The organism is Cupriavidus sp. 2SB, from assembly GCF_005503625.1.
Classification (GTDB): Bacteria; Pseudomonadota; Gammaproteobacteria; order Burkholderiales; family Burkholderiaceae; genus Cupriavidus.
This window is the reverse complement of sequence record NZ_SCMX01000068.1, coordinates 12,017-37,021: the sequence shown is the minus strand read 5'-3', so window position 1 is coordinate 37,021 and position 25,005 is coordinate 12,017. Positions and strand designations below refer to the sequence as shown.

The following is a 25,005-nucleotide window of genomic DNA, read 5'->3' as shown; positions in this document are numbered from 1 at the left end:
GCATATGACTGACCTTTCTCCCCTCTCCCGCGCGCGGGAGAGGGGAGAAAGGTCAGTCATATGCTGCGAGCTCGCTTGCTCTACCAATTCGCCCCACCCGCCATCCGCTTCCGTCGCGCCTGTTCCTTCTCGCTCGGTTCGATCGTCTCGAACGTGCCTACCGGCACTTCACCCACCGGCACATAGGTACTGAGCACGACGCCGGTGGTGGAGTGCAGCGAGTCAACGAGTTTCAATCCCTCCGGCCGCACGTCCGATTCGAACAACCGCTTGCCGCGGCCGAGCACCACGGGGAAGGTCCACACGTTGTACTCGTCGATCAGTGCCGCAGCCTGCAGCGTCTGAATCAGGTTGCCGCTGCCGATGATCTGCAGGTCCTGTCCCGCCTGCGCCTTCAGCGCGGCCACCGCCTTGGGCACGTCGTCGCCCAGCAGCGTCGAGTTATTCCACGTGACCTGTTTCAACGTGCGCGATGCCACGTGCTTTCTCGCCGCATTGAGCGTTTGCGCGATCTCGCTATCTGCGGGCTGATAAGGCCAGTAGCCGTCGAAGATCTCGTAGGTGCGGCGTCCCAGCACCAGCTCACGGTCCTTGCCGTCGAGGCCCTTCATCGAGCGCCCCATCACCTCGTCCCAGTACGGAAAGGTCCAGCCGCCGTGCGCGAATCCGCCGGTGGGATCTTCCTCGGGACCGCCCGGCGCCTGCATGACGCCGTCGAGCGATACGAAGGTGGAAGCGATCAGTTTTCTCATTCGTTGTCTCCGTTCACATTCATCGCAGCGCACTGGCCGCCATATGGATCGCGCGCCGGATGCGCGGGAACGTGCCGCAGCGGCACGCAATGTCCTTCATCGCAGCATTGATGTCGGCGTCGCTCGGTGCGCGCCGCCGCGTCAGCAACGCCGCTGCCGCAATCAACTGCGCACTCTGACAGTAGCCGCACTGCACCACATCGCATGCGATCCATGCCTTGCGCAACGCATCGGCGACGGGGCCGTCGAGTCCTTCGATCGTCGTCACGCGCGCATTGTTGATGCCCTTGACCAGTTCGCGGCATGCCGGCTTGGGTTCCTTGCCCACCAGCACGGTACACGCGCCGCAGATGCCCACGCCGCATCCAAACTTCGTACCCGTCAGACCCAGTTCGCAGCGCAACACCCACAGCAGCGGCGTATCGGGTGCCGAGTTGACCGTGACGGTCTTGCCGTTCAGAGTGACTTGCACCATTGGCACCACCTGTCTCCTTCCTGCGTGCGCTCGGCTTCCGGCAATGCCGGCGGTGCCGTCAACGGCAGACTGTATGGACGTTTGCTGGTCAGCAGCGCCACCGCGTTTGCGACAGCCGGGGCGATGGGAGGCGTCCCGGCCTCACCCACACCATGCGGCAGGTTGCCAGTGCCGGTCATGACGCGCGTGCGGATCTCCGGACATGTCTCGATATCGATCAACGGCACCTCGCTGAAATAGTGCTGCTCCACCTGTCCGTTGCGAATCGTCACCGCCTGCTGCAGCGCCGCCGAGAGTCCGAAGACGATGCCACTCTCCATCTGCTGCACCACCATGTCCGGATGAATCGCCAGCCCGCAGTCCACCACGCAGAACACGCGCGTCACACGAAATCCGGCGCTCCCCTCGCTGGCCGTCTCGCGGCGTACCTCCGCCACCTGCGCCACGATGCTGTCGAACGATACGTGCATCGCCATGCCGCGCGCGAACTCCGTGCCGGATCGATCCTTCCACTTGCGCGGTTGTCGCCAGCCCGCGAAATCGATCAGCGCGCGCAACACCGCCGCATGCCGCCGATGTTCAGGCTTGCCGAGCAGCGCCAAGCGAAAATCGATCGGGTCCTTGCCTGCTGCCGCCGCCATCTCGTCGAGAAAGCTTTCCACGAAAAACGCCTGGTGCGAATGTCCGACCGAGCGCCAGTAGCCCACGGGAATCGGCAGATCCACACGCGTGTGCGCGACGCTCACGTTCGGGCATTCGTACGGGATGTCAAAGCCGCCTTCGGCCATCGTGCCATCGGGCATATGGCGTGCAAGGAATTCCGGTACGCCGTACGTACGCGGCAGCACCTGTTCGGTCACGGACTGGCTGGCCGACACCGCATGCCATGCCGCAAGGTTGCCCTCGGCATCGAGCGATCCGCTGAACTTCGCCACGCACGCAGGGCGATAGAAATCGTGCGTCATGTCCTGTGGCCGCGACCATATCGTCTGCACGGCACGGCCTTTCATCTGCGCGGCAATGACGGCGGCCTGCGCCACGTAGTCGACTTCAAGGCGCCGGCCGAAGGCCCCGCCGAGATACGCCTGATGCACGGTCACGTCGTTCACGCCGATTCCCAACGCATCCGCCACCGCCTTGCGCGCGGCCTGTGGCACCTGCGTGGAGACCCACACCGTGGCGTGCCCACCGTCCACCAGCGCCGTGCAGTTGATCGGCTCCAATGCACCATGCGCGAGGTAGGGCACGGTATAGCGCATCTGCAGCACCTTGCCGCGTTTCAGTGCTGCATCCGCATCGCCCGCCTCGTAGTAAGTCACGCGCGATGTGTCGTCGATGGCGCGCTCCAGCGTCTGCATGATGTCGGCAGTGTTGAGTTTCGCCGCCTCGCCGTGGTCCCATTCCACTGGCAGATTGCATAGTGCGCGCATGGCGATGAACGGGTTATCCGCAATTACGGCCACACCGGCCGTGCCACCGTTGTAGCCATCGACCACAAAGCAGCCATGCACGCCCTTCACATCCTTGATCGACACATCGCGTGACTTGGGGCCACCGCCGAGCGTCGGACACATCAACACGCTGGCATACAGCAAGTCGACGGGTTGGCCCCCTTCCGTCTTTCTCGGCAGATCGGCGGGACCGATATCGATACCGAAACGCAGGCTGCCATCGAGCTTGGCCTTGCCTTCGATCCGCTTCGGACTCGTGCCGATCAACACGTAGGCTGCCGGCGTCTTGAGCGTAGGCGAATACGGCTGTGACAAATCGCGTGCCAACGGCACAAGCTGACCGAACGTGGCGGATCGTTTCGACGCGGCGTGCGACACGACACCGGCCTTGGCTACGCATGCTTCCACCGGCACGCCCCACAGGTTCGCCGCCGCCGTGCAAAGCATCGCGCGGGCCGATGCCCCGGCTTCGCGCATCGGCATCCACAGGTCCTGGATGCTGGTGGACCCACCGGTCACCATCGAGCCAAAGTAACGCGTGGTACGACGCGCGAAGTCGCGAATGAACTCCACATGCTCGCGCGGATCGTCATCGCGATAGGGCAGTCCGTTGACGATGTTTTCGCGGTTGATATAGATGCGGTCGATGGGGGATTGCACCACGCGTACCTGGGTCCAGTCCGCATCGAGTTCCTCGGCCAGCAGCATGGCCGCACCAGTGTGGATGCCCTGCCCCATCTCGGCCTTGCTCATCACCACCGTTACACGGTTATCCGTGCCGATGATGACCCAGCCGTTCAGCGGTATCTGCGTATCGGACGATCCAGCGGGCGCGGTGCGGCTTTCCAGCCGATGGTCGGGACGAAACAACGCCCAGCCCACCGCCAGCGTGCCTGCGGCAGCAACCCCCGCGCCGCCGATCAGAAAGGTTCTACGACTGAGCATGAAGTTCTCAGCCTCCCCCCGCGTTTGACCCCAAAGTCCCCGGAACCCTGCCTATGTGTCTCCGATTTGCAAATCGGAATGATCGTGTCTTTCGATCACCTATATTAGGTGATGTTATCGATGATCGCGAGGCGCCATTTCATGCCTGAAGCAACGCCGCACGACCCGACGCCGGCGGTGCCAGCGGATACGGCATCTTCCATCACGGGCCGCATCGAGCTTTACACGCACGAGCCCATGGTCAACTGGCTGAGTCCACTTCAGTTGCTCATGACGGCGGTCCGCGTGGCCGTGGCGCAAATCATTGGCGCATTTGCCGATGCGCGCGCCGTACAGGCCGCGCTCAATCCCGCCGTGTCGAACCCAACCATGCAAGTTAGCGCGGGCAGCGATGGCGCCACCTGGGTCGACTATCTCGCGGATACCGGCGACGGCTGGCACTCTACCTATTCGATGGCGCTGTGCGTGAGCCAACCCGTGCATCTGCAAGGCGAGAACCAGGCCCTGCCACGCGCCGGGGTGCTGCTGCTTGGCGGCGATCAGGTCTATCCCACGCCGGCCAACAGCGGCTATCGCACCCGCTTTCTCGATCCGTTCCGCGCCGCGTTTCCCGCGCCCGTCCCAGCGGACGCCACGGCCAACAGCGAAATCCCCATCGTCGTACCCGATGCGCCGTTGATGGTGGCCACGCCTGGCAACCATGACTGGTATGACGGCCTGCGCGGCTTTGCCCAGTTGTTCTGCATCGGGGAACCCATCGGCGGATGGCGCACGGCCCAGCGGACGAGCTACTACGTCCTGCAATTGCCGCATGGATGGTGGATCTGGGGCCTGGACCTGCAACTCGAATCCGAAATCGACCGGCAGCAGTACGAGTATTTCAGGGGGATGCATGCAAAGCTTGCCCCTGGTGATCGCGTGGTGCTATGCACGCCCGAGCCGAGCTGGATCGACGAGATGCAGCGCGTCGCACGTTCGCAACGTCGCACACTGCCGACCATGGAAACCCGCACGCCCCGCTTCCGGAGCCTGAGCCGCATCGAGCTCTTGCTCGGTGACCATCTGGCTGTGGTTCTTGCCGGTGACATGCATCACTACGCGCGCTACACGCCGCGCACCGGCACCGATGGCCCCGAACGTTTTACCTGTGGCGGGGGTGGCGCGTTCCTGCATGGCACGCATCAGTTGCCGGAGACGCCTTCCTCGATTTCCATCGGCGCCACGCGGCAACACTATCGCCTGGCCGATTCGGTCTATCCGGACAAGGCCACCTCACGTCGTCTGCGCGATCGTGCGTGGCAACTGCCCGCGCGCAACGCCAGCTTCTGCGCACTGGTGGCGCTGCTGTATTTCCTGCTCGACTGGATACTGCACAGCGCCACGCCCCCGGCAGGCTCGATGATCGGTAGCGGCGGACTGATGGCGGCACTCTCGCAGGTGGAGGTCGGCTTCGCGCAGACTCCCGATGTCTGGCGATTGTTGCTGCGGGCGCTGGCACGCAGTCCGTCATCGGTGCTGTTCATCCTCGCCATCGTCGCGTTCTTTGCCGCCCTGGCGACGCGGGGCCCGAAGGGGCTCTTTTCGCTGGACGGACTCGCCGGTGCCTTGCACGGTTTGCTGCATGTCGCACTCGCCTTCGCGCTGCTGTGGGTGTTCACGCGCATCAACGTGCATCACTTCGGCATCCATGCCGCCGACTGGCGACTGGTGCCGTTGCTGCTGATCGAGATCTTGTTCGTGGGTGGCCTGTTGGGCGGCCTGCTGTTCGGCATCTGGATGGTGCTGGCCAATCGGCTATGGGGCCTGCACATGGAGGAAGTGTTTTCATCGCAGGGCATCGACGACTACAAGTGCCTGCTTCGGATGCGCTTCGATGCGGACACGCTGACCATTCATCCGCTCAAGCTCGAATCGGTTTGCCGTCGCTGGTCGCTCGGCCAAGGTGTGCAGGCATTGCGGAAATTTGGCCACACGTGGCGACTGCGTGCGAATCCTGACGCGCGGGGTCCGCGCTTCGTTCCCGCCAGTGGTGAGACGCCACCGCCGATGGCGATACAGCGCATCGAGGCGCCCATCGTCGTGCATCGGCATCCACAACGGACATCGCCATGAATGCCGGCACCTACGATGCGATCGTCATTGGCAGCGGCTTCGGGGGCGCGGTGTCCGCCTGTCGATTGGCGCTGGCCGGGCGCAAGGTATTGGTGCTCGAACGCGGCAGGGCGTGGACGCCTGCTACCTATCCGCGCGACGAACACGACCCGTGGTTGTGGAGCCAGCGACGGCCGCACCGATTCAACGGATGGGCCGATATCCGCGCGTTCGACGACGTGTGGGTGATTGCCGGCGCTGGGGTCGGTGGCGGGTCGCTGATCTACGCGAACGTTTCGGTGGAGGCGTCCCCGGACACCTTCGCGCAAGGCTGGCCCCTAGATATCACTTACGCATCGCTCAAGGACTACTACGACACCGTGGGCGCGATGCTCGATGTCGCAACCGTTCCCGACGATCAGCTCAGCGAGCGCGCGTTGCTGCTGCGCGAAGGTGCCGAGGCCAGCGGCTGGGGCGAACGTTTTCGCAAGCTGCCGCTGGCCGTCACGTTCTCTCCGCACTGGCGCGCCGATTTGCACGATGCGCGCAGTGATCGTCATTCCGAACGATTCCTGAACCGGCATGGCCGATGGCAAGGAACATGCGTGCATTGCGGCAACTGCGACGTGGGGTGCCAGGTCTCGGCCAAGAACACGCTCGATCTCAACTACCTGGCGGTGGCGGTGGACCACGGCGCGGAAATCCGGCCGCTGCATGTGGTCAACCGTATCGAGCCGCTGGCGCAAGGCTGGCGCGTACGCTTCGACAGGATCGACGTGGACCGAGAACGCCGGGAACCGGGCGAGGCCACTGCCACGCGTGTCATTCTCGCCGCTGGCTCCATCGGCAGCACCGAACTGCTGCTGCGTTGCCGGGACGAACATCGCACGCTGCCCGCGCTCTCCCGGCGCCTTGGCCACGGCTGGGCGCACAATGGCGATTTCGTGACACCGGCGTTCTACGACCAACGGATGGTGTCCCCCGCCCATGGCGTCACCATCTCTGCCGTGATCGACCTGCTCGACCGCAGTGGTCCCGGTGGCCAGTCGCTATTCGTGGAAGACGGCGGCATTCCGAATCTCGCCGGCAACTACATTCGTCGCCGGCTGCGACGTTTGCCGCGTGGAAAGCTACGCATGTTGTGGAAGGAGATCGGCGGACTGATTGACGATGGCGATCCGCTCGAACACATGATGCCGTGGTTCGGCCAGGCCGTTGACCCTGGCGATGGTCAACTGCGGCTGTGCCGCAAGTGGTATGCGCCATGGCGCCACACGCTCGACATGCAGTGGTCATACCGCGCCTCGGAAGCCGTCATCGAATCGATGATTGCAGCGCATACGCGTCTGTCGCATGCCACGGGCGGCGATCCGTGGGTGCCGCCTACCTGGCGGCTGCTGCACAACCTCATCACGCCGCATCCGCTGGGCGGCTGCAATATGGGAAGCCATATCGACGACGGCGTGGTGGATGCACAGGGTCGCGTATTCGGCTACGCCGGCCTCTACGTGATGGATGGCGCCATCGTGCCGCGCCCGCTCGGGCTCAACCCCTCGCGCACTATCGCTGCGCTGGCAGAGCGGAGCGTAGCGCTGCTCCTGCGCGAATCGCGCTGAGGCGGGTGAGGTCGGCAGCGGTCTGCGTTAAAATTCGTCGCCTCGCAGAATGCATCGGCATGGACAGGTGGCAAGCTCAATGGATCACAGTGACACGATGGCCGCGGAGGACGACGCCTCCCGCATCCACGAACCCCGGCTCTGGCGCGACAAGGGATGGACCGCACGGGTCATCAAGAACGAAGATGGCGACGGCTGGGCCGTAGAGATGATCCGCGACGGCAGCGCCGAACCCGCGCTCGTCGGGCCGTGGACGATGGGCCGCAACAAGGTGGACCCCAAGCCACTCGACGCCACCGCGCACCAGACACTGGTCAAGACGGCGAGCGAAGTGATTCGCCGCCACGAACAGCAACTGCACGGCCAGCTCAACAAACAGGTGACGATCGAACACGAATCCGACACCCTGGAAGTGCGGCTCGTTATCACCCCCGATGAATTCGAGCCGTTCGGCACACTGACGGCCACCAACCGCTTCGGCGATACGCTCGGCACGACAACCGTCCGGCCAGATTTCAAGTTGACCCGCGACAGCGCGGCGCGCTGGGCCGAAGGTGGCTTCGGGAAGATCCGGGGTTAGACGGTGCTGTTGGTTTTCTCCCCTCTCCCGCATTGCGGGAGAGGGGCCGGGGGAGAGGGCCAAGCCGCTCAAATTCCATCAGCTTCCTGCAAGCCCTCAATCGTCCCGATTCCCCCTATGCGACGCCGCTTCGCGCATCATTTCACCGGCTTGCGTCCCGGTAACACCGGCATGGCCGGACCAAGCGCAGCCCTGACCGCCGCCTGCTCCGCAGCGGACTGATCGATATCCGCGCCGGCATCGCCCGCTTCGCTGACACCGATCGCAAGTACCACAGTGCCACGCGCCACCGGCACGGGAATGGGTGCCGACATGCCAAAGCACGGCGCCGCACCACATGCCGCAGCGTCGCCACCCACCGCCACGCGCGACACGGACACCGTAGCGGCGCCGAGCTCGGCAAACGTCGCCGCGCCCGCGCTGCTCACCACGAGTTGGCGTGCCACCAGTGCGAAGGACACCGTGATCTTCGGATCGGCACCCGCAGTCCGCGCAATCGTATTGCCAGCGCGTACGTAGAGCGGCCGGAAGCGGAAGTAATCGGTGAACTTGCCTTCATCGAACCGTTGCTCGATACCGAGCACGGCCAGCAGTCCGGGACGCGACGGCGCATCACCGACGGCATACCGCGCGAAGACCACGCAACGTATCCCCCGGAATCCTGCGGCGGAGAATCCCACATCGACGCTGCTAGCATCCAGCCCCTCGCGCTGTGCAGGTGCGGATGCCGACCCGCTGCGCGCGGCTGTCGTGTCGATGACATCGCGCGATGCCGAAGCGAGAAAGGCCCCCGCCGCACTGGCCCCTTTGCCGGCAGACCTCGGCGCCGGTTCGACACACTGCGGCGATGCCAGCAATTCCCGCACCTGGCGATACTCGGCCTGCGACAAGATCGCCGCCAGTTCCTTGTCGGACATCCAGTCCCGATGCGCTCCCACCCAACCCTGCGCGGCCCGCTTGGGCTTGCCACTCTGCGTATCGGGCATCGGCCCCGGCTTCGGCGTCGATGTGCTGCAACCCAAGACAAGCATGCAGGCGGCCAACGGCCCGGCAATGGTCTTCACGGCGCGCTCCTTGTTCTCGATCCCCCTGACGAGACCCACAGGGTAGACAACGAATCACACGCCGGGTACCAGTCAGAAGATTGAATAGACCTGTGGATGGTAGGCAGGGGGGCTAAACCGGGCTAGGGGAGCCACGTTTTCTGCAAACAGGTCATCGCCAAAAATTGATTTTGCAGTTTCCTTGATCAGCGGCTGCTAACACGGCAAATGGACCGTTCTCAGCACATGGAATTCGGCGTAAGGTGCGACCCCGCGAGTGGTGGGATGGGCGTCACTGGAACAGGTTTGACGCCGAATACTCATCCGACGAACGGAGGTCTCGGAACATGGCGAAGGAACAGGTTGCGCGCGGAACTGGCGGGATAACGACACCACCTGCGACCCCGCACTGGGCGGTGTCATCTGGCGCTGGCTACCGCTTTGGAAGGGCGTGCGGCACTTCAGGTCATGGCCCTCTTGCGCAAGGCAGCGCCGAGGAGGTCAAACAATGAATACGATGAACCTCGCCTCCAACGTACTCGGAACATTCCGCAACCTGCGTGACCTGGAAGACTTCGGGCACGTCTATCTTGTCGTAGATCCGCTGGCTGGAAGCACGCCTCTTGCGTACTGGGCCGAGCGTGTTCCCTCCGATAAGCAGTGGATACTCCCATACCGACCGGCTCGCGACAGTGCGCTGACAAGTCCTCGATTGTTCTTGCTCGACGCATCGCGGGACGACGTGCTGGAGGACTCCCTGATATGCGCCGGCGCCGTCGACGACCCGCAAGACATTGCCATCCCCAACACTGCGATTTGCGGATGGCTTTTTTCTCGCGTCACGCCATTGGACCTGTCATCCCATCTCGTTACCGCCATGCAGCAGCGTAACGCGAGACGGGAGCCGGTATGCCTCCGCTACTACGATCCGCGTGTGTTGCCCCGCTTGAACGCGATCCTTGACGCCGGCCAACGGTCAAAGTTGCTTGGCCCCGTCGAATACTGGTTTGCCATGGATCGCGCCGGAACGTTTGCAAACTTGCAGACCCAGCCACCGCGTCATGGCGTCTCGGCATCCATATCCGCAACGGCAGAGCAATGGGCGTCAATCGATCGCATCGGTGCACTCAATCGGACGATCGACATTATCGAGAAACACAAGGGCGTACCACTGCCTGCGGACAAGCAGGCAGACGTGGACGTATTGCTCGTCCGCGCGGCCCGACATGGGCTGACTTCCCTGGAAGATGCCATCACGTTTGCCTTGTTCGCCTTTCTGTTCTCAAGGGACTTCGATCAGCATCCCGAGGTGATAGCGGCAATAGCGGATTGCAACAGCCAGAAAACCACGTTGTTGGAAGCACTGAAGTCGTTATCTAACGATGTCTGGCAAGACATCGCCCAGCGCTTTGGTCGTCCGGCGCCATAAACATGACCACGCCCGAAAATATCTCCGAACTCATGGAAGAATCGGTGTTGCCCGGTCAGATGGGCGGCAGGAAGCATTGCCGATTCTGCAAGCCCAAGGGGTACACATTCCTGCCACTGCGCTATGCCGTGGTGTGCAATGCTCCGGCCAGCCAATGGCCTGACCTGGCGTCGACACTGGGCGCAAATGTCACGGACAAGACCGTGGGCGAGTCGCGCTACGCCGTACGCCTGCTGCGTGAGGGCTACCTGTACGTGCTGGTCGAACGAAAGCGTGGTCCGCAATGGCAGGGCTACGCCGTCACCCCCGGCGGCATGCTGGCGCAGTTCCCGATCGGCTTTCCATCGCCGGCGCAGGTGCCATTCACGTGCGATCTGGCCACCGATGGTGTTGGCGCCTCTCTGGTCTCGATTGACCGGATCGAGGAAGTCTCGGCCATCCACATGCTGTTCTCGCCCGATATCGTGCCGGCTGCCATGCTCGAACAGCGCGCCAGGGACCGGCTCGGCATGCAGACCCTGTCCCCGAAGGGATGGAACGGGCAGGTTCACACGCTGCGAGCAAGCGAACTGACGCAATGGGTGGCCGAGTTCAAGCTGAATGAAGTCGACGCTGGCGACATCGCGGCAAACGCACTGCGACGAAAAGGACAGGTTCAGATCAATCGCCAGCTCTATCCCCTGATGGGTGGACCTGGGGTGGACGCGCCTGACTTCGACGCACACGGCCAGCGCCTCACGAACCTGATCAAAAGGCTGGAAGAAACAAAGTCACCGGCCGTGGTGCTGTGGGACCCCGTCGGCATCGCGCAGGAATTGAACCGCTCGATGCGCGCGGTCGAGGAAGACATCGAAGCGGTTATCAAACCGCAGGAATGGGCATTGCAGACTTCGTTTCGTATCGAAGGATTCAAGAACCATATCCTCACCCAACGGGTGGTGCCTCCCGGCAGCGCCGATTATGACCCGATCACTGCCACGGTGGCCCCCAACCCCGCCTATCTGCAGTGGAAGAAGAATCCGCAAGCCTGGGAACAGAACGCGCGAAAGGATGACTGGGCGCGCTACGAGTCCCGCTATGACGAAGCGGCGCGTGCCAGATTGATCTCACAGTTCAACAATCAGCTCGGCTCGAAGTTCGCGGATGCGGAAAAGCGCTTTACTGACCTGAAATCGTGGATAACCAGCTCCGCGCTGCTTGACGCCCTGGATTGGTATGGCAAGAACGATGTGAATGGCGGCGTGCTGTTCGCGTATCAGGTGTCGCTGTGTACTTATGGCATGGGGATATCCAAGGGCGGGCAGGCGCTGCTGCGAGCGTGGGCCACGGATATGGAGATCAGGCGCGGCAATCTGATCAATCGCCAACTCCTGTTCAACCAGCAGGCTGCCACGGAGGACTTCAGGCGAATCGCGAAGAGTCTGCAGGGAAAGTCCGATATCGACACCGCTCACCTGCAAACGATGGTAGCGAATATTGTGGGGACGTTCGACAAGGCCGGGAGCATTGCCGCGTTGGCGGATCGCGGCAGGCTTCCACCGGGTATGGGCGGTGTAGCGGCCAAGTTCGTCGCTGGCGCCCAACTCTGTTGCACCATCGGTCAGGCCGCCATCCAACCACTCAATGGTGCCATCACCAAGTTCTACGCGTTCCTGCTGTACCTGCGCGGCGGCGCCCACGCATTCATGCAGGGAATGACGGATATGGTGATTGGTGTGTTCAATGCCAGCTACGGCTCCAATCCAGGCGTCCACTACGACGAAGCGAATCGTATGCATCAGAAGCTCAAGGCAGCGAATCTTGATCCGAAGAACACCAACCTCGGGGCAGCACGCCTTGGGGCAGTGCTGGCGTTGATCGAACTCTGGAACCTCGGCAACAAGTTGCGCGCCGCGTCGGGCAAGGGTCTAAATACACGCGAGCGCCGGGAGTTGTACGCCGCCATGGCTGCAACTTCCGCAGCGGTTGCCATCACGAGCGCGAATCTGATGAAGGTGGTGCGCAACGGCTCGGCGTGGATCCAGCATCTGTCGCTGACCAACGGGATGCTCGGGGGGATGGCGGCGGGGCTGATGGCGGTGGAGGCGTTTGAGGACATGCACCAAGCGTTTAGCGATGGTCGAGTGTTCGCTGGCCTTGCTTTGGGTACGAAGGGCGTCTTGGCCGCTGCCGCGGCAGTTGGCTCGATATATGTCGGAGCACTCTACAGTGGACCGTTGTTGGAAAGGATAGGCAAGATCGCGGGGCCGAGGTTGTTTGGGAATACTTTCATGGGATGGGGTCAAAATATTACCGCACATGCCTTACGGCCAATAGCACATCGCGTCCTTGCCGGTGTGGCACTACGTACCGCAGCCGAAGCACTGTCTGGCTTCTTTGGCTGGTTGCTAATCGGATATCAATTGAGCGATCTGATGCTCATGAGAATACGAGATGATCCGATGCAGGTATGGTTGACCCGATGCTATTTTCGCAAGCCAACCGAGACTTATCGAGGACTCTTGGGAACCATGGTCCATGACAAGAGGGCTGGCAACCCTTACGAAAATTGGGACCAGGAGGATAATGAGTTTCAGAAGGCAATGCAGGCGCTGATCCCTCACAACAGGAAGGGGGAGCGGATCGGCAGGCCTTTGATGCCGCACGCGGCGCCGAGGAGTCAGTGATGCTGGTCGAGGAAATCATTGCGATCGGCTTGAAGGACGCCCCCGACGTCGATACCAGTCTGGATACCGGAGCGATGCCACACGAGGAGCGTGCTGCAGAGCGTCCGATTGCCAATGCATCGGTATTCAAGAAGAACGATACCTATCTGGAAGTGTGCGGGCAGTTCGAGGCCCAGCGTGGGATGTTTGGTTTCGCGGTTTCTGTTATTCCGCTTGGAGTGATCGGCTTTTTGAGCGATGGGGTACGCATCCTAGCGGTAAGCCTTGTAAAAGGAGTTACGGAATCGGGGGATGTCGTCGCCAGTCGAGGAGCGACCTTGTTCGTTCTAGTTCTCATGATTTTTCTGCTCAGCGCAGTGGTATGGGCGGTCAAACGGCTTGCCCTCCCCCTACTCCGCAAAGATTACTTCACCACCCGTCGCACGCTCATCCGCTTTCATCGCGTCACTCGAAAGGTGTATGTCCATCAGCCCCCTCATGCCGGTGGCATCAACACCTACGACTGGGACGATGTCATCGCGACGCTGGACGACCACGAGCCAGAGAAAAGCAGCGGTCGGCTGATCATGGGCTGGGTCGACATGGAAGCCGCGCAAGCGCGTGGCCTGATTTTCGTGGGCCGTGCCGCAGGCAACGCTGCGCGTGGCCGCGCCTGGTGGGAATACATCCGCCGCTATATGGAGGAAGGACCCAACACGGTGCCAACACCTCGATTTCGATTATGGAAAGGCGTGTGGCCACATATGTCGCTTCTGGAAATCTTCTACCTATATCCCGAGCGGCTGTTGCATGGCGGTCCATTGTGGTGGATCTTGCTGCCTTGCCTTGCACCGATTGATCTCGCGCGTGCCGCACTACACTGGATTGCCATGCTGCTCTGCGTGGAGCCAAAGTTCCCGCCCGAGATCGAGTTCGCCGGGATCGAGAAAGGGGATTTGCAGATCATCTGCTCGCGAACGCCCTAAGGGTTTCCCCTCCCCCTGCATCCAAACCACCCCCTCCCGTGTAGAGCCTATGCAAACCCCGAGGTTTGCATCCTTCGATGCGCTTTACCCTACCGGGAGTCCACCATGATTCGCAGCGTATTCTTCTCCGCCTCCGCCGCAGTACTCCTCTCCGCCTGCGCTTCCAACAGCGGCAATATGTCGATGACGCCACCCGCGCCTGTGGCGGAAGCCATTCGAGTGCCGGCTGGCAACAAGATGGCCATGCAGACCGTTGGCAGCGGTCAGTTGCTCTATGAATGCCGTGTGAAAGCCAACACCCAGGCCGAACACGAATGGGTTTTCGTCGGTCCCACTGCCGTGCTGAAGGATCGTGGCGGCGCGACGGTTGGCAAGTACTACGGGCCGCCGGCTACGTGGGAATCGAGCGATGGGTCGAAGGTCACTGCTACGCAGGTCGCCACGGCGCCGGGCGGTGACGGGAACATTCCGCATCAACTGGTCAAGGCCAATCCGGCGATGGGCGCGGGCAGCATGATGGGGGTCACGTTCATTCAGCGCGTCGCCACGAAGGGTGGTGTGGCGCCGAGCATGCCGTGCTCCAGCGCCAATGTCGGGGCGAAGCAGACCGTGGGTTATCAGGCCGACTATCTGTTCTGGAAAGCGTCCTGAAATCGGCCGGGCGCCTGAAACGTGCGTTGGGCGGCTATGATGCGCCCATCGCCTCGTGACAAAGGGGCAGACCCAGGACGCCAATTTGGACACCGCTGCGCCTCGCATTCAGGATTTGTTCGATTACGCGGGCGCCCTTGCCGGTTGCGCGAAGCGTGATGCGGGGGCGCTGCGCCGCCTCTACGATCACGCCTCGCCCTATCTGCTGGGCGTGGCGTTGCGCATCGTCAGGGATCGGCAGACGGCCGAGGATGTCCTGCACGATGCCTTCCTGAAAATCTGGAACGCCGCCGGCAGCTTCGACGGCAACCGGGGCGAGGCGCGCGGGTGGCTGTTCTCGATCGTACGGCACGAGGCCCTGAACGTGGTGCGCAGTCGCTTGCGCACCGTAACGGTCGATGAGGACACCGCAGAGGCGCTCGATGCCGAGGCAGCACTGGCAGCGTACGGCGACGAGATCGATGCGGCGGAGCAGCGCGTGCTGGCGGGTCGTCTCGGTGATTGCCTGACCCAGCTCGACCCACCAAAGCGCGAGAGCATCCTGCTGGCCTATCTCGATGGTTGCTCGCATGCGGAAGTTGCCACCCGCCTGGGCGCGCCGCTTGGCAGCGTCAAGGCGTGGATTCGACGCGGCCTGCGCGCGCTAAAGGAGTGCATGCAATGAGTGCCGGCACACCCGGTCCCGACGACCGAGAGCCAGACGATGCGCTGGACCAGCTTGCCGCCGAGTACGTGATCGGCACACTCTCCCAATCGCAACGCGAGGACGTGGAACAGCGCATGCGCGCCGATGCCGGATTCGCCGCAAGGGTGCGCGAATGGGAAAGCCGCATGCATCCGCTTACCGCGCTTGCCGAGCCGGTGCAGCCTTCCGCTGCGCTGTGGCATCGCATCGCGGCCAGCGTCGGACTTCGCTCGATCAAAAAAGACAAGACAGAAAACTGGTGGAGCACACTGGCCGTGTGGCGCGGTCTCGCGCTTGGGGCATCCGCGTGTGCGGTGGTGTTGGGCGTCTTGCTGGGCTCGCAAGTCCTGGCGCCTGCGGGTCCGCGCTATGTCGTGGTGCTCGCCGAGCCGCGCGACAAGACGCCGGGCTGGCTGATCCAGGCGTCGTCCGACCGCACGTTGTCGCTGGTTTCACTGTCATCGCAAGCCGCGCCGAGTGGGCGCAGCCTGCAGTTCTGGACCAAGGCCGACGATTGGGCGGGGCCGGTATCGCTGGGACTTGTACGTCCCGGCCAGCGGCTGGAGATCCCGATCAACAAGTTGCCGCCACTGCAGCCAAACCAGTTGTTCGAGATCACGCTGGAGCCGCCCGCCGGATCACCGACCGGACGACCCACCGGACCCATTCTCTATATCGGCCGCGCGATCCGGGTCGGTTGATCGCGCCCGCTCACGCGGTTTCCGGCACCGATGGGGCAGCCTGTGCGATAGCGGTGCTGCCGGCTTCCTTTCGATGAACCAGTCGATATAGCACTGGCAGCACCAGCAACGTCAGCGCGGTTGAGGACAGGATGCCGCCGATCACTACGGTCGCCAACGGACGTTGCACCTCGGCCCCGGTTCCCGTGGCAATCGCCATCGGCACAAATCCCAGCGATGCCACGAGCGCGGTCATCAGCACAGGGCGCAGTCGCGTCAGCGCGCCGGTACGCACCGCATCGTCGAGACTGTGTCCATCCTCACGCAACGAGCGGATGAACGACAACATCACCAGTCCGTTCAGCACGGCAACCCCGCATAGCGCGATAAAGCCCACCGCCGCCGAGATCGACAACGGAATGCCGCGCAGCCACAGCGCAAGAATGCCGCCCGTCAACGCGAACGGAATACCCGTGAACACGAGCAGGCCATCCTTGAGGTTGTTGAACATCGCGAACAGCAGGATAAACACCAGCAGCAGCGCCACGGGCACCACCACCTGCAGACGCTGTTTCGCAGACTGCAGTTGCTCGAAAGTGCCGCCCCACGTGGTCCAGTACCCGGCTGGCAGCTTGACCTGACTCTGGATCGCGCTCTCTGCTTCCGGCACGAACGAGCCGATATCCCGGCCGCGCACGTTTGCACTGACCACGATCCGGCGCTTGCCGTCCTCGCGCGAAATCTGGTTGGGGCCTGGCGCCATGTCGAGCGTCGCAATCTCGCTCAGCGGAATAAACGTGGTGCGGGCATCGGCTGCGCTACCCTTCGGCAGCGGGATCGGCAACCTGCGCAGCGCTTCGATGTCGGCACGCACTGCCTCCGGCAATCGCACGACGATATTGAAGCGTCGATCCCCCTGGAAGAACAGACCCGCTTCGCGTCCGCCGATGCCGACTGCCACGGCGTCCTGCACATCGCTCATGTTCAAGCCGTAGCGCGCGGCCTTGTCGCGGTCGATGTTCACGGTCAACATCGGCAGCCCGGTGGTTTGCTCCACCTTGACCTCCTGTGCGCCTGCTATACCTTGCAGCACCGTCGCCACCTTCTTCGCGGTCTCGTCGAGCACCGCGTTGTCGTCGCCGAAGATCTTCACAGCCACATCGGAACGCACGCCCGAGAGCAACTCGTTGAAGCGAAGCTGGATCGGCTGCGAGAACTCGTACGCATTGCCCGGAATCTTGCCCGCTTCCTCGCGGATGGCGGCCAGCAGCTCGGCGTGCGTCTTCTTCGGCTTTGGCCAATCCTTCTCCGGCTTGAGCATGACGTAGCCGTCGGAGATATTCGGCGGCATCGGGTCGGATGCAATTTCCGCCGTACCCGTGCGTGCAAAGATGCGTTCGATCTCCGGGAATTTCGCTTTCAGCGTGGTTTCGATGGTCTTCTGCATCTCGACCGATTGCGTCAGGCTCGTGGCCGGAATGCGCAGCGCCTGAATCGCCATGTCGCCCTCATTGAGGTTGGGGATGAACTCGCTGCCGAGCCGCGTGGCAATTGCCAGACAGAACACCACCGATACACCGGCGAGCGTCAGTACCACCGGCGCATTCGCCAGCGAGCGCTCCAGCAGCGGTGCATAGCGCGCCTTCGCCCACAGCATGAGCCGGTTCTCTTTCTCCGCCACGCGATTGCCGATGAACAGCGCCACCGCAGCCGGCACGAACGTGACCGAGAGAATCATCGCGCCGAGCAGCGCCAGCACCACCGTGAAGGCCATCGGATGGAACATCTTTCCTTCCACGCCCGTCAGCGCGAAGATCGGCAGGTAGACGATCATGATGATCAACTGACCGTACAGCAGCGGACGACGCGCCTCGCGCGCAGCGGCGAACACTTCCTCGAATCGCTCGGACCGTGTGAGCGGTCTGCCTTGCACCCCTTGTGCGTGCGCGAGCCGCCGCACGCAGTTTTCCACGATCACGACCGCGCCGTCCACGATGATCCCGAAATCGAGCGCGCCAAGACTCATCAGGTTCGCACTGATGCGGTAGTGCACCATGCCCGTGAACGTGAACAGCATCGACAGCGGAATGACGAGCGCCGTAATCAGCGCCGCGCGCACATTGCCGAGGAACAGGAACAGGATCACGATGACCAGCACCGCGCCTTCGAGCAGGTTGTTCTTGACCGTGGCAATGGCCTTGTCCACCAGCTTGGTGCGGTCATACACCGTCACGATCTGCACACCGTCCGGCATCGTGCGGTTGATGGATGCCACGCGCTCGTCCACCGCCCGCGACACTGCGCGGCTGTTCTCGCCGATCAGCATGAACACCGTACCGAGCACCACTTCCCTGCCGTTGTCGGTGGCCGCGCCCGTACGCAGTTCGCGGCCGATTTCGACGTTGCCGATATCGCGGATGCGGATCGGCTGGCCCTGTGCCGTGCCAACGATCACGTTGCGGATATCGTCTTCCGATTTCACCTGGCCCGGCGCACGCACCAGATACTGCTCGCCCCGTCGCTCGATATAGCCCGCACCAACGTTGTCGTTGTTGCGCTCCAGCGCGGTCACCACATCGCCGAGCGTCAGCCCATACGACGCCAGACGCTCAAGGCTTGGGGCCACGAGGTACTGCTTGTCGAAGCCGCCAATCGTGTTGATTTCGGTAACACCCGGCACGGTACGCAATTGCGGGCGCACCACCCAGTCCTGCAGCTCGCGCAGATCGGCGAGCGTGTAGCGCGTGCCGTCCGCCTTGCGCGCGCCTTCATCGGCTTCCACAGTCCACAGATAGATTTCCCCAAGGCCCGTAGAGATGGGGCCCATCGCCGGCACCACGCCCGGTGGCAGGTTACCCTTTGCCTCCTGCAGCCGCTGGTTGACCAACTGCCGCGCGAAGTGGACATCCGAGCCATCCTTGAAGATCACCGTGATCTGCGACAGCCCGTAGCGCGACAGCGAACGCGTCTGCTGCAACCCTGGCAGGCCGGCCATCACGGTTTCGAGCGGATACGTCACGCGCTGCTCGGTCTCCAGCGGGGAATATCCAGGGGCCGAGGTGTTGATCTGCACCTGCACATTGGTGATGTCGGGCACCGCATCGATGGGCAGGCGCGAATAGTTGTAGACACCGAGCGCGGCCATGGCAAGCACGGCCAGCAACACCAGCCATCGCTGCTCGATGGCGAACCGGATCAGACGTTCGAACATGGCGTGCTCCCGGTTCAGTGGCTATGCTCGGCGCTGGACTTGCCGAGTTCGGCCTTCAGCACGAAACTGTTGGCCGTGGCGATGCGTGCGCCGGCATCGAGTCCTTCCACGATTTCGACGACCTTGCCGTTGGTGCGTCCGACCTTCACGGCGCGCATCGTGAATCCGTCCGGCGCCGAGAGGAACACCACGGTCTTCCCTTCCACTTCCTGTATGGCATCGGCCGGTACGGCAACGGGCACGTCCACGGCGGCACCGATCACGCGGACCGTGACGAACAAGCCCGGACGCCATGCCATTTGCGGATTGGTGAGCGTCACGCGCGCCTTGGCGGTGCGCGTCTGTTCACCGAGCAGCGAGCCCACATACGACACCGTGCCCTCGGCCTTGCCATCGAACGCGGTCGAACGAACCTCGACCTTCGCGCCAAGCCGCACCCGGTCGAGATCCTGCGCCGACACCACGAACTCCGCCCATACCGCCGAGAGATCCGACAGCGTGAAGACGTTCGTGTTATCCGCCACGGCCTCGCCCAGCGAGATGTGCTTCTCCACGATCATGCCGTCGAACGGCGCGCGCAGTTCATAGCGATTCAGTGCCGACGAACTGGTCGATGCGCCCACCGCCGTCAGTTTCTGCTGCGCGTTCTGCACCGCGATCTGCGCCTCCTGCAGCGCGTTGCGCGCCACGAGGTAATCCTGCTCCGCGGAAATCTTCCCTTCCCAGAGCTTCTTTTCCCGATCATGCGTGGTGCGTGCCAGTTCCAGGCGCCGCTGCGCCGCCAGCAGCTCGCTGCGCTGATCGGACAGCGTGGTGCTGGCGAGCACGGCAAGCACCTGTCCTTTCTTTACCTGTTGCCCGATGTTCGCGGGTACGCTTTCGACCACACCCGCCAGTCTTGGCACCACGTGGGCGGTGCGGTCTTCGTTGAAGCGGATCTCGCCGGGAAATTCCACGCCCGATGACACCTGCGCGGCACCTGCCGCCTGCACGACGATGCCAGCCTTCGCGATCTGCTCCGCAGTCAGCGCGATCCTGTCCGGGGTCCCCGCTTCCTGGGCGTCCTTGCCGCCCTTGGCGTCTGCCTCTTCCTTGCCGTGCTGCGCCTTGTCGTCGTGCTTCTCGTCGTGCGCGTGCTCCTTCTCGTCATGCGCATGCTCTTTCTCGTGTGCATGCTCCTTCTCGTGCGCATGCTCGTCGTCGTGCCCGCCGCTACTGCCGCCGATGTTCGTGAACAGCGCAGCGCCAGTGGCGAGCGCCCCTACCAGGATGATTGCCGCGATCGCGGTCTTTTGTTTCTTCGTGATTGCCATGATGAATTCCGTCTGAACGTACGCCGCTTTAGTGTCCGAGGATGCGATCGATCGTCGTCGCGGACTGGTAGGTCTGGCCCAGCACGCCGAGATAGCGGATGCGAGCCTGGAACAGGGTGCGCTGCGCGTCGAGCACGTCGAGATAGCTGAACTTGCCTGCATCGAAACCGATGGTCGCCGCGTTGAACGCCTGTTCGGCAGCGGGCAGCACGGTGTCCTTGAGCGTCCGCGCCGAATCCCGCGACACGGAAAGCTGGTTCGACGCCTGCAGCAACGTGCGCGATAGCGCGATGCGATTGGCGAGATACTCGTCCTGCGCCTTGTCCGCCTGACGGATCGCCTGATACAGGTTGCCCTGGTTGCGGTCGAATAGCGGCAGCGGAATGGCCACGCCGATCACCGCCATATTGCGGTTGGCATCGTTGTCGCGCTTGGCGCCGAGGCTCAGCGTGAGGTCGGGATACTGGCGGCTACGTTCCACGCCCACCACCGCCTCGCGCCGATCCAGTTCCGCGCGGCTCATCGCCACGAGCGGCGAGTCGTCGAGCGCCTTCTGCAAGGCGGCCGGTGCGGGCCGGGATGGCAACGCATCCAGATCGCCCTGTGCTTCGGAGAATTGCGGCGCCGTGTTGCCCCAAAGTGCCGACAGCGACTGACGCGCCGACATCAGGCTCGCGGTGGCTTCGGCCAGTTCCAACTCGGCATTGGCCTGCTCCACGCGCGCCTTGGTCTCGTCGACCGGTGAAATCTTGCCAGCCGCCACACGCCGCGCCGCCGCCTGCGCGCCGCGCCGCGCGATATCTGCCGATCCGTTGGCGAGCTTCACGCGCTCCTGCGCAATCAATACCGAGAAGAACGATTCGATAACCTGCGCGCGGATATCGGCGCGGACACTCGCCAGGCTGGCCTGCGCTACCTCGCGTGCGCGTTCTGCCGCGCCGATGCGCGCGGAGCGCTTGCCACCCAGTTCAATGGGGATATTGGCCTGCGCGGTAGTGCTGCGCGTCGACTTGCGCGTGTCTTCCATGCTTGCCGAGATTTCCGGATTCGGAATCGTACGGGCCTGCATGATGCCGCCCTCGGTGGAATCCAGCTCCTTGCCGGCCGCCGACAGCGTGAAATTGCTGGCCGCCGCCAGCGAGAGCGCGGCATCGAGGCCGAGCGGTCCGGCACCTTCCACGGGGGAGGCGACGGATACGTTCGCGGGCGCCTGCGCCATCGCAGGCATCGAGATCAGAAACGGGCTATGAAATACGGCCGCCAGCCCAAGCGGCGTGAGGATTCTTCGCATCGAATTGCACCAGGAAAAATGACTGGGAAATTCGGCGAAACGACTCGGAATTGTGAAGGGTGCGTCTCGCCGTTAAACGAGACGAAGCCACTGCGGACGATCCGGCGCGGTGGGGCCGCGCGAGGAGAAGGGCCAGACGTGCGGGGGAATGCTCACGTCCTGGAACCGCGCATCTCCGCTATCCACGAACGTGCCAAAGGCCAGCGGGACCGAAACGATGTGGCAGACGCCACAGTCAGTATCGGCAACCCCGGCCTTTTCCTTCTCCGAATCCCCCTGCGCGGCCTGATGACGATGATCGTGATGTCCGAGATGCCACGACGCCACTGCCGATTCGTGCTGGCAATAGCGAGCCGCTGCCGCCCAGGAAAACTGGAACGGCAAAACGAGCAACAGACAAATCAGAAAAAATCGACGCATCCAGCTGGAGGTTTGAGAAGAGGGTCGGCGCAAGGATACCGCAATCCGGATACCCGCCGCATTACGATATGGCGACAACCGCGCGCCTCAAGGGCTACACAGCCAGTCGCGGCGCCTGCGTGCGCGAGCGCAGCGCAAAGCCAATCTGGATCGCACCCGCGGTCAGCCCCAGACCGGCGCCGATCTTCCACGCCATCGAATAGTTCGACATCAGGTCGTACAGCCATCCGCCGCCAAAAGCGCCGATAAAGCTGCCAAGCTGATGGCTGAAGAATGCCACCCCGGCGATCATCGCCTGCCACCGCAGCCCGAAGGTCTGGGCGATCCACCCTTGCACCAGCGGCGACACACCAAGCCAGAGAAATCCCATTACCGACGCGAAGACCATCGTGCTGCCGGGCGTCGGCAGGGTATGGAAGAACCAGATGAATCCGACCGACCGGAGCATGTAGATGCAGCCGAGCAGCAGCAGCTTGTTCACGCGTCCGCCGGCCCATCCGAAGAACAGGCTGCCCAGTACATTGAACCCGCCGATCAGGCCCAGCGCCTGCGCGGAGAGCATCGGGTCCATGCCGCAGATATCGAGATAGGCCGGGAGGTGCGTGGTCAGGAAAACCAGTTGCATGCCGCAGACCGTGTAGGCGAATGCCATCACGAGGAAAGGCGGATGGCGCAGCGCGGTCATCAACGCCTGGCGTCCACTCTGTTCTGCCTGTCGGGCATCAAGCGGCGGCCGTGACTTGTCTACCCGGCCCGCTGTCCATGCGGCCGGCAACATCACGATGGCCAGCACGACGAACGCCGCCACGCCCATGCGCCATCCCCAGTCCTGCGTAATCGCCTGCCCAATCGGCGCGGCCAGCATCGCGCCCAGTGAACCGGATGCGGACACGAAACCCAGCACCATGCTGCGCATCTGCGGCGACACCGCGCTCGATGCCGTGGCCATCGCCATGGCCGTGCCCGTCGTTGCCATGGCGGTGCCGATCAGCAATCCGGCACCGATGATCACGAACAGCAGCGAATGCGCGGACGCCAGCAGCACGAGTCCCAGCAGATACAACGCGGAACCACCGACCATCAGCGGACGAAACCCGACGCGCACCGCCAGCGCACCGGCAATCGGCTGCAGGATGCCCCATGTGAGATTCTGGATTGCTACGGCAATGGTGAAGTCACCCACCGAGATCCCGACGTCACGCGTCAGCGGCGGCACGAAGATTCCCAGGCTTTGTCGCAGACCCATGGCGAGGGACAACATCACGGATGCGCCAATGAGAATAGGCAACACGGGGCGCAGGGAAGACAGCCGAGACATGACGGGAAGCTCCGTGGGGGCGGGGCGGAATGCGAAGTTCCCGATTTTGCAGCAAATCGCGTAGATGCGTTATTGGCGACAACGCGTAGGGGGTGTTGCCTGGCAGTATGGAACGCGGATTTTGACTTTCTCCCCTCTCCCGCGAAGTGGGAGAGGGGCGGGGGAGAGGGCTTGCAGTGCAAATTGCGACTTGTCGATGATTGCACCGCCGGCCCTCTCCCCCAACCCCTCTCCCGCATGGCGGGAGAGGGGAGCAAGCCGTGGGGGAGCGCATGCGACGGGCGAAGGTAAGACTCACCCGCCCCGCAACACCGTCCTGAATCCAATATGCGAAGTCGGCAAATCCCGCTCTGCAGGCTCCCTCGCCGATGCACGATAGCGAACACAAAAATCCGGCGCGCAGAGGAACGACCCACCCTTGATCACTGCCATCCGCGTATCGCGAGCCCTGCGCGATGATTGCGCGGCCACATACGCCGTATCCCCATTCGCATGCGACTGGCGCGGCCCGGTATAAACATCGCCCGTCCATTCCCACGCATTCGCAATCATGTCGTAGAGCCCGAACGCATTGGCCGTGTAGCACCCGACCGGCGCCAATCCATCGAAGCCATCCTTCGCGCTATTCAGCGTCGGAAAAATGCCCTGCCAGTAGTTTGCAGTGGGCACACCGTTGGCATCGTTCGGCATCGTTTCCAACGCAGGCCCGGATTCGCCGGCTTTTGCTGCGTACTCCCATTCATCCTCGGTCGGCAGATCGCGACCGAGCCACGTTGCATAGGCGCGCGCATCGGCCTGCGTCACCAGTGTCACCGGCTGGTTGTCCTTGCCTTCGATCGATGACGTCGGGCCCGACGGATGCCGCCAGTCCGCGCCGCGCACCATCGACCACCATGCGTAGGGGCGCGACTGCAGTTCTTCGCCGCTCGGCTTGTGGAAGACCACGGCTTCACCCGCGCGCTCGGCATCGGTGACATAACCCGTGGTCTTTACGAACGCGGCGAACTGCGCGTTGGTGACTTCCGTGCGGTCGATCCAGAAATCGCGCACGCGGACTTTGCCCGCTGGTCTTTCATCGGGATAGCCGAGCGTGGTGCCCGGTACGTACTCGCCGCCGCGTACATGTGCCATGCCGGCCGTGCGCGCCTTGCGCCATTCCCGCGGCAGCCCCGTGTACCCGCTGCACTGGCCGGGCGTGCCAAGCGGAGCCGAAGCATGCAACGGTACGGCGCGCACGGCAAGCGTGGCCGCCGCCCCCACGGCGAACGCGCCAAGCACCACCCACGCCACTGTTTTTCTCATCGCACACTCTGCACCGGATAACAGGAAGACCGTCATGCTAAGAAGCCACGCGCGCGCCACTAACGAATGATTTCGGCTATCGATATTCGTGCAGCGCAGCACATCTCGCGCTTGACGCCCG

At 63.1% G+C, this 25,005-nt stretch carries 19 protein-coding genes; 9 read left to right on the top strand and 10 right to left on the bottom strand.

Annotation, left to right across the window (positions count from 1 at the left end; genetic code table 11):
* Window positions 1-80: 80 nt before the first annotated feature.
* From FFS21_RS24790 to FFS21_RS24780, 3 genes are read right to left on the bottom strand one after another with little or no spacing between them, the layout of a single operon-like run.
* On the bottom strand, window positions 81-752 hold the full coding sequence (locus FFS21_RS24790; RefSeq protein WP_137927358.1) for a dihydrofolate reductase family protein: 672 nt from the start codon (window positions 750-752) through the stop codon (window positions 81-83).
* Between the two features lie 19 nt (window positions 753-771).
* Window positions 772-1,227 (bottom strand): (2Fe-2S)-binding protein, encoded by a 456-nt coding sequence (locus tag FFS21_RS24785; RefSeq protein WP_137927357.1) that lies wholly within the window; start codon window positions 1,225-1,227, stop codon window positions 772-774.
* Window positions 1,209-3,623: a xanthine dehydrogenase family protein molybdopterin-binding subunit gene (locus tag FFS21_RS24780; protein ID WP_137927356.1), complete on the bottom strand. Its 2,415-nt coding sequence runs from the start codon at window positions 3,621-3,623 to the stop codon at window positions 1,209-1,211. Before FFS21_RS24780 ends, FFS21_RS24785 begins: the two co-directional genes overlap by 19 nt.
* Window positions 3,624-3,764: 141 nt before the next feature.
* On the opposite strand from FFS21_RS24780, the gene FFS21_RS24775 reads away from it, so the two are divergent.
* The 3 genes from FFS21_RS24775 (at window position 3,765) to FFS21_RS24765 (ending at window position 7,910) form a co-directional block, all read left to right on the top strand.
* Entirely contained in the window at window positions 3,765-5,735 is a 1,971-nt protein-coding gene (locus FFS21_RS24775) for a preprotein translocase subunit YajC (RefSeq protein ID WP_137927355.1), read from the top strand.
* Window positions 5,732-7,330, top strand: coding sequence for a GMC family oxidoreductase (locus FFS21_RS24770; protein WP_137927354.1), 1,599 nt, complete (start codon window positions 5,732-5,734; stop codon window positions 7,328-7,330). Before FFS21_RS24775 ends, FFS21_RS24770 begins: the two co-directional genes overlap by 4 nt.
* 79 nt (window positions 7,331-7,409) lie before the next feature.
* Window positions 7,410-7,910 carry a hypothetical protein gene (locus FFS21_RS24765; RefSeq protein ID WP_137927353.1) on the top strand — a complete coding sequence of 167 codons (501 nt, stop codon included), beginning with the start codon at window positions 7,410-7,412 and terminating at the stop codon, window positions 7,908-7,910.
* Window positions 7,911-8,047: 137 nt separating this feature from the next.
* On the opposite strand, the gene FFS21_RS24760 is transcribed toward FFS21_RS24765, so the two are convergent.
* Window positions 8,048-8,974: a hypothetical protein gene (locus tag FFS21_RS24760; protein ID WP_137927352.1), complete on the bottom strand. Its 927-nt coding sequence runs from the start codon at window positions 8,972-8,974 to the stop codon at window positions 8,048-8,050.
* Window positions 8,975-9,461: 487 nt separating this feature from the next.
* Between FFS21_RS24760 and FFS21_RS24755 the strand changes: the two genes are divergently transcribed.
* The 6 genes from FFS21_RS24755 (at window position 9,462) to FFS21_RS24730 (ending at window position 16,050) form a co-directional block, all read left to right on the top strand.
* Complete coding sequence (locus FFS21_RS24755) at window positions 9,462-10,382, top strand: DUF4123 domain-containing protein (RefSeq protein ID WP_137927351.1); 921 nt, start codon at window positions 9,462-9,464, stop codon at window positions 10,380-10,382.
* A 2-nt stretch (window positions 10,383-10,384) separates the two neighbouring features.
* Complete coding sequence (locus tag FFS21_RS24750; protein ID WP_137927350.1) at window positions 10,385-13,048, top strand: T6SS effector BTH_I2691 family protein; 2,664 nt, start codon at window positions 10,385-10,387, stop codon at window positions 13,046-13,048.
* On the top strand, window positions 13,048-14,013 hold the full coding sequence (locus tag FFS21_RS24745) for a DUF6708 domain-containing protein (RefSeq protein ID WP_137927349.1): 966 nt from the start codon (window positions 13,048-13,050) through the stop codon (window positions 14,011-14,013). The genes FFS21_RS24750 and FFS21_RS24745 overlap by 1 nt, the downstream gene beginning before the upstream one ends.
* 105 nt (window positions 14,014-14,118) lie before the next feature.
* Window positions 14,119-14,664 (top strand): DUF3455 domain-containing protein, encoded by a 546-nt coding sequence (locus FFS21_RS24740; protein WP_137927348.1) that lies wholly within the window; start codon window positions 14,119-14,121, stop codon window positions 14,662-14,664.
* Between the two features lie 85 nt (window positions 14,665-14,749).
* Entirely contained in the window at window positions 14,750-15,328 is a 579-nt protein-coding gene (locus tag FFS21_RS24735; protein WP_137927347.1) for a sigma-70 family RNA polymerase sigma factor, read from the top strand.
* Window positions 15,325-16,050: an anti-sigma factor gene (locus tag FFS21_RS24730; RefSeq protein WP_137927346.1), complete on the top strand. Its 726-nt coding sequence runs from the start codon at window positions 15,325-15,327 to the stop codon at window positions 16,048-16,050. The genes FFS21_RS24735 and FFS21_RS24730 overlap by 4 nt, the downstream gene beginning before the upstream one ends.
* 10 nt (window positions 16,051-16,060) lie before the next feature.
* Here the strand turns inward: FFS21_RS24730 and FFS21_RS24725 are convergent, their stop codons facing one another.
* The 6 genes from FFS21_RS24725 to FFS21_RS24700 form a co-directional block, all read right to left on the bottom strand.
* The gene (locus tag FFS21_RS24725) at window positions 16,061-19,240 is read right to left on the bottom strand and encodes a CusA/CzcA family heavy metal efflux RND transporter (protein WP_137927345.1); all 3,180 of its coding nucleotides are present in this window, start codon (window positions 19,238-19,240) and stop codon (window positions 16,061-16,063) included.
* 14 nt (window positions 19,241-19,254) lie between these two features.
* Entirely contained in the window at window positions 19,255-20,553 is a 1,299-nt protein-coding gene (locus FFS21_RS24720; RefSeq protein ID WP_137927344.1) for an efflux RND transporter periplasmic adaptor subunit, read from the bottom strand.
* A 28-nt stretch (window positions 20,554-20,581) separates the two neighbouring features.
* A complete protein-coding gene (locus FFS21_RS24715; RefSeq protein ID WP_502705196.1) occupies window positions 20,582-21,781 on the bottom strand; it encodes a TolC family protein in 1,200 nt (399 codons plus the stop codon).
* Between the two features lie 135 nt (window positions 21,782-21,916).
* The gene (gene czcI, locus FFS21_RS32740) at window positions 21,917-22,264 is read right to left on the bottom strand and encodes a cation efflux protein, CzcI family (RefSeq protein WP_137927342.1); all 348 of its coding nucleotides are present in this window, start codon (window positions 22,262-22,264) and stop codon (window positions 21,917-21,919) included.
* A gap of 94 nt (window positions 22,265-22,358) precedes the next feature.
* Window positions 22,359-23,582 carry an MFS transporter gene (locus FFS21_RS24705; protein WP_137927341.1) on the bottom strand — a complete coding sequence of 408 codons (1,224 nt, stop codon included), beginning with the start codon at window positions 23,580-23,582 and terminating at the stop codon, window positions 22,359-22,361.
* Window positions 23,583-23,876: 294 nt separating this feature from the next.
* Window positions 23,877-24,884, bottom strand: coding sequence for a formylglycine-generating enzyme family protein (locus tag FFS21_RS24700; RefSeq protein WP_137927340.1), 1,008 nt, complete (start codon window positions 24,882-24,884; stop codon window positions 23,877-23,879).
* Between the last annotated feature and the right edge of the window lie 121 nt (window positions 24,885-25,005).

Bases quoted from the DNA above. Each gene is read 5' to 3' on its own strand.
- FFS21_RS24725 (WP_137927345.1), bottom strand. From the start codon at position 19,240: ATGTTCGAACGTCTGATCCGGTTCGCCATCGAGCAGCGATGGCTGGTG.
- FFS21_RS24765 (WP_137927353.1), top strand. From the start codon at position 7,410: ATGGATCACAGTGACACGATGGCCGCGGAGGACGACGCCTCCCGCATC.
- czcI (WP_137927342.1), bottom strand. From the start codon at position 22,264: ATGCGTCGATTTTTTCTGATTTGTCTGTTGCTCGTTTTGCCGTTCCAG.
- FFS21_RS24755 (WP_137927351.1), top strand. From the start codon at position 9,462: ATGAATACGATGAACCTCGCCTCCAACGTACTCGGAACATTCCGCAAC.
- FFS21_RS24775 (WP_137927355.1), top strand. From the start codon at position 3,765: ATGCCTGAAGCAACGCCGCACGACCCGACGCCGGCGGTGCCAGCGGAT.
- FFS21_RS24720 (WP_137927344.1), bottom strand. From the start codon at position 20,553: ATGGCAATCACGAAGAAACAAAAGACCGCGATCGCGGCAATCATCCTG.
- FFS21_RS24770 (WP_137927354.1), top strand. From the start codon at position 5,732: ATGAATGCCGGCACCTACGATGCGATCGTCATTGGCAGCGGCTTCGGG.
- FFS21_RS24740 (WP_137927348.1), top strand. From the start codon at position 14,119: ATGATTCGCAGCGTATTCTTCTCCGCCTCCGCCGCAGTACTCCTCTCC.
- FFS21_RS24780 (WP_137927356.1), bottom strand. From the start codon at position 3,623: ATGCTCAGTCGTAGAACCTTTCTGATCGGCGGCGCGGGGGTTGCTGCC.
- FFS21_RS24750 (WP_137927350.1), top strand. From the start codon at position 10,385: ATGACCACGCCCGAAAATATCTCCGAACTCATGGAAGAATCGGTGTTG.
- FFS21_RS24705 (WP_137927341.1), bottom strand. From the start codon at position 23,582: ATGTCTCGGCTGTCTTCCCTGCGCCCCGTGTTGCCTATTCTCATTGGC.
- FFS21_RS24715 (WP_502705196.1), bottom strand. From the start codon at position 21,781: ATGCCTGCGATGGCGCAGGCGCCCGCGAACGTATCCGTCGCCTCCCCC.
- FFS21_RS24745 (WP_137927349.1), top strand. From the start codon at position 13,048: ATGCTGGTCGAGGAAATCATTGCGATCGGCTTGAAGGACGCCCCCGAC.
- FFS21_RS24700 (WP_137927340.1), bottom strand. From the start codon at position 24,884: ATGAGAAAAACAGTGGCGTGGGTGGTGCTTGGCGCGTTCGCCGTGGGG.
- FFS21_RS24790 (WP_137927358.1), bottom strand. From the start codon at position 752: ATGAGAAAACTGATCGCTTCCACCTTCGTATCGCTCGACGGCGTCATG.
- FFS21_RS24785 (WP_137927357.1), bottom strand. From the start codon at position 1,227: ATGGTGCAAGTCACTCTGAACGGCAAGACCGTCACGGTCAACTCGGCA.
- FFS21_RS24730 (WP_137927346.1), top strand. From the start codon at position 15,325: ATGAGTGCCGGCACACCCGGTCCCGACGACCGAGAGCCAGACGATGCG.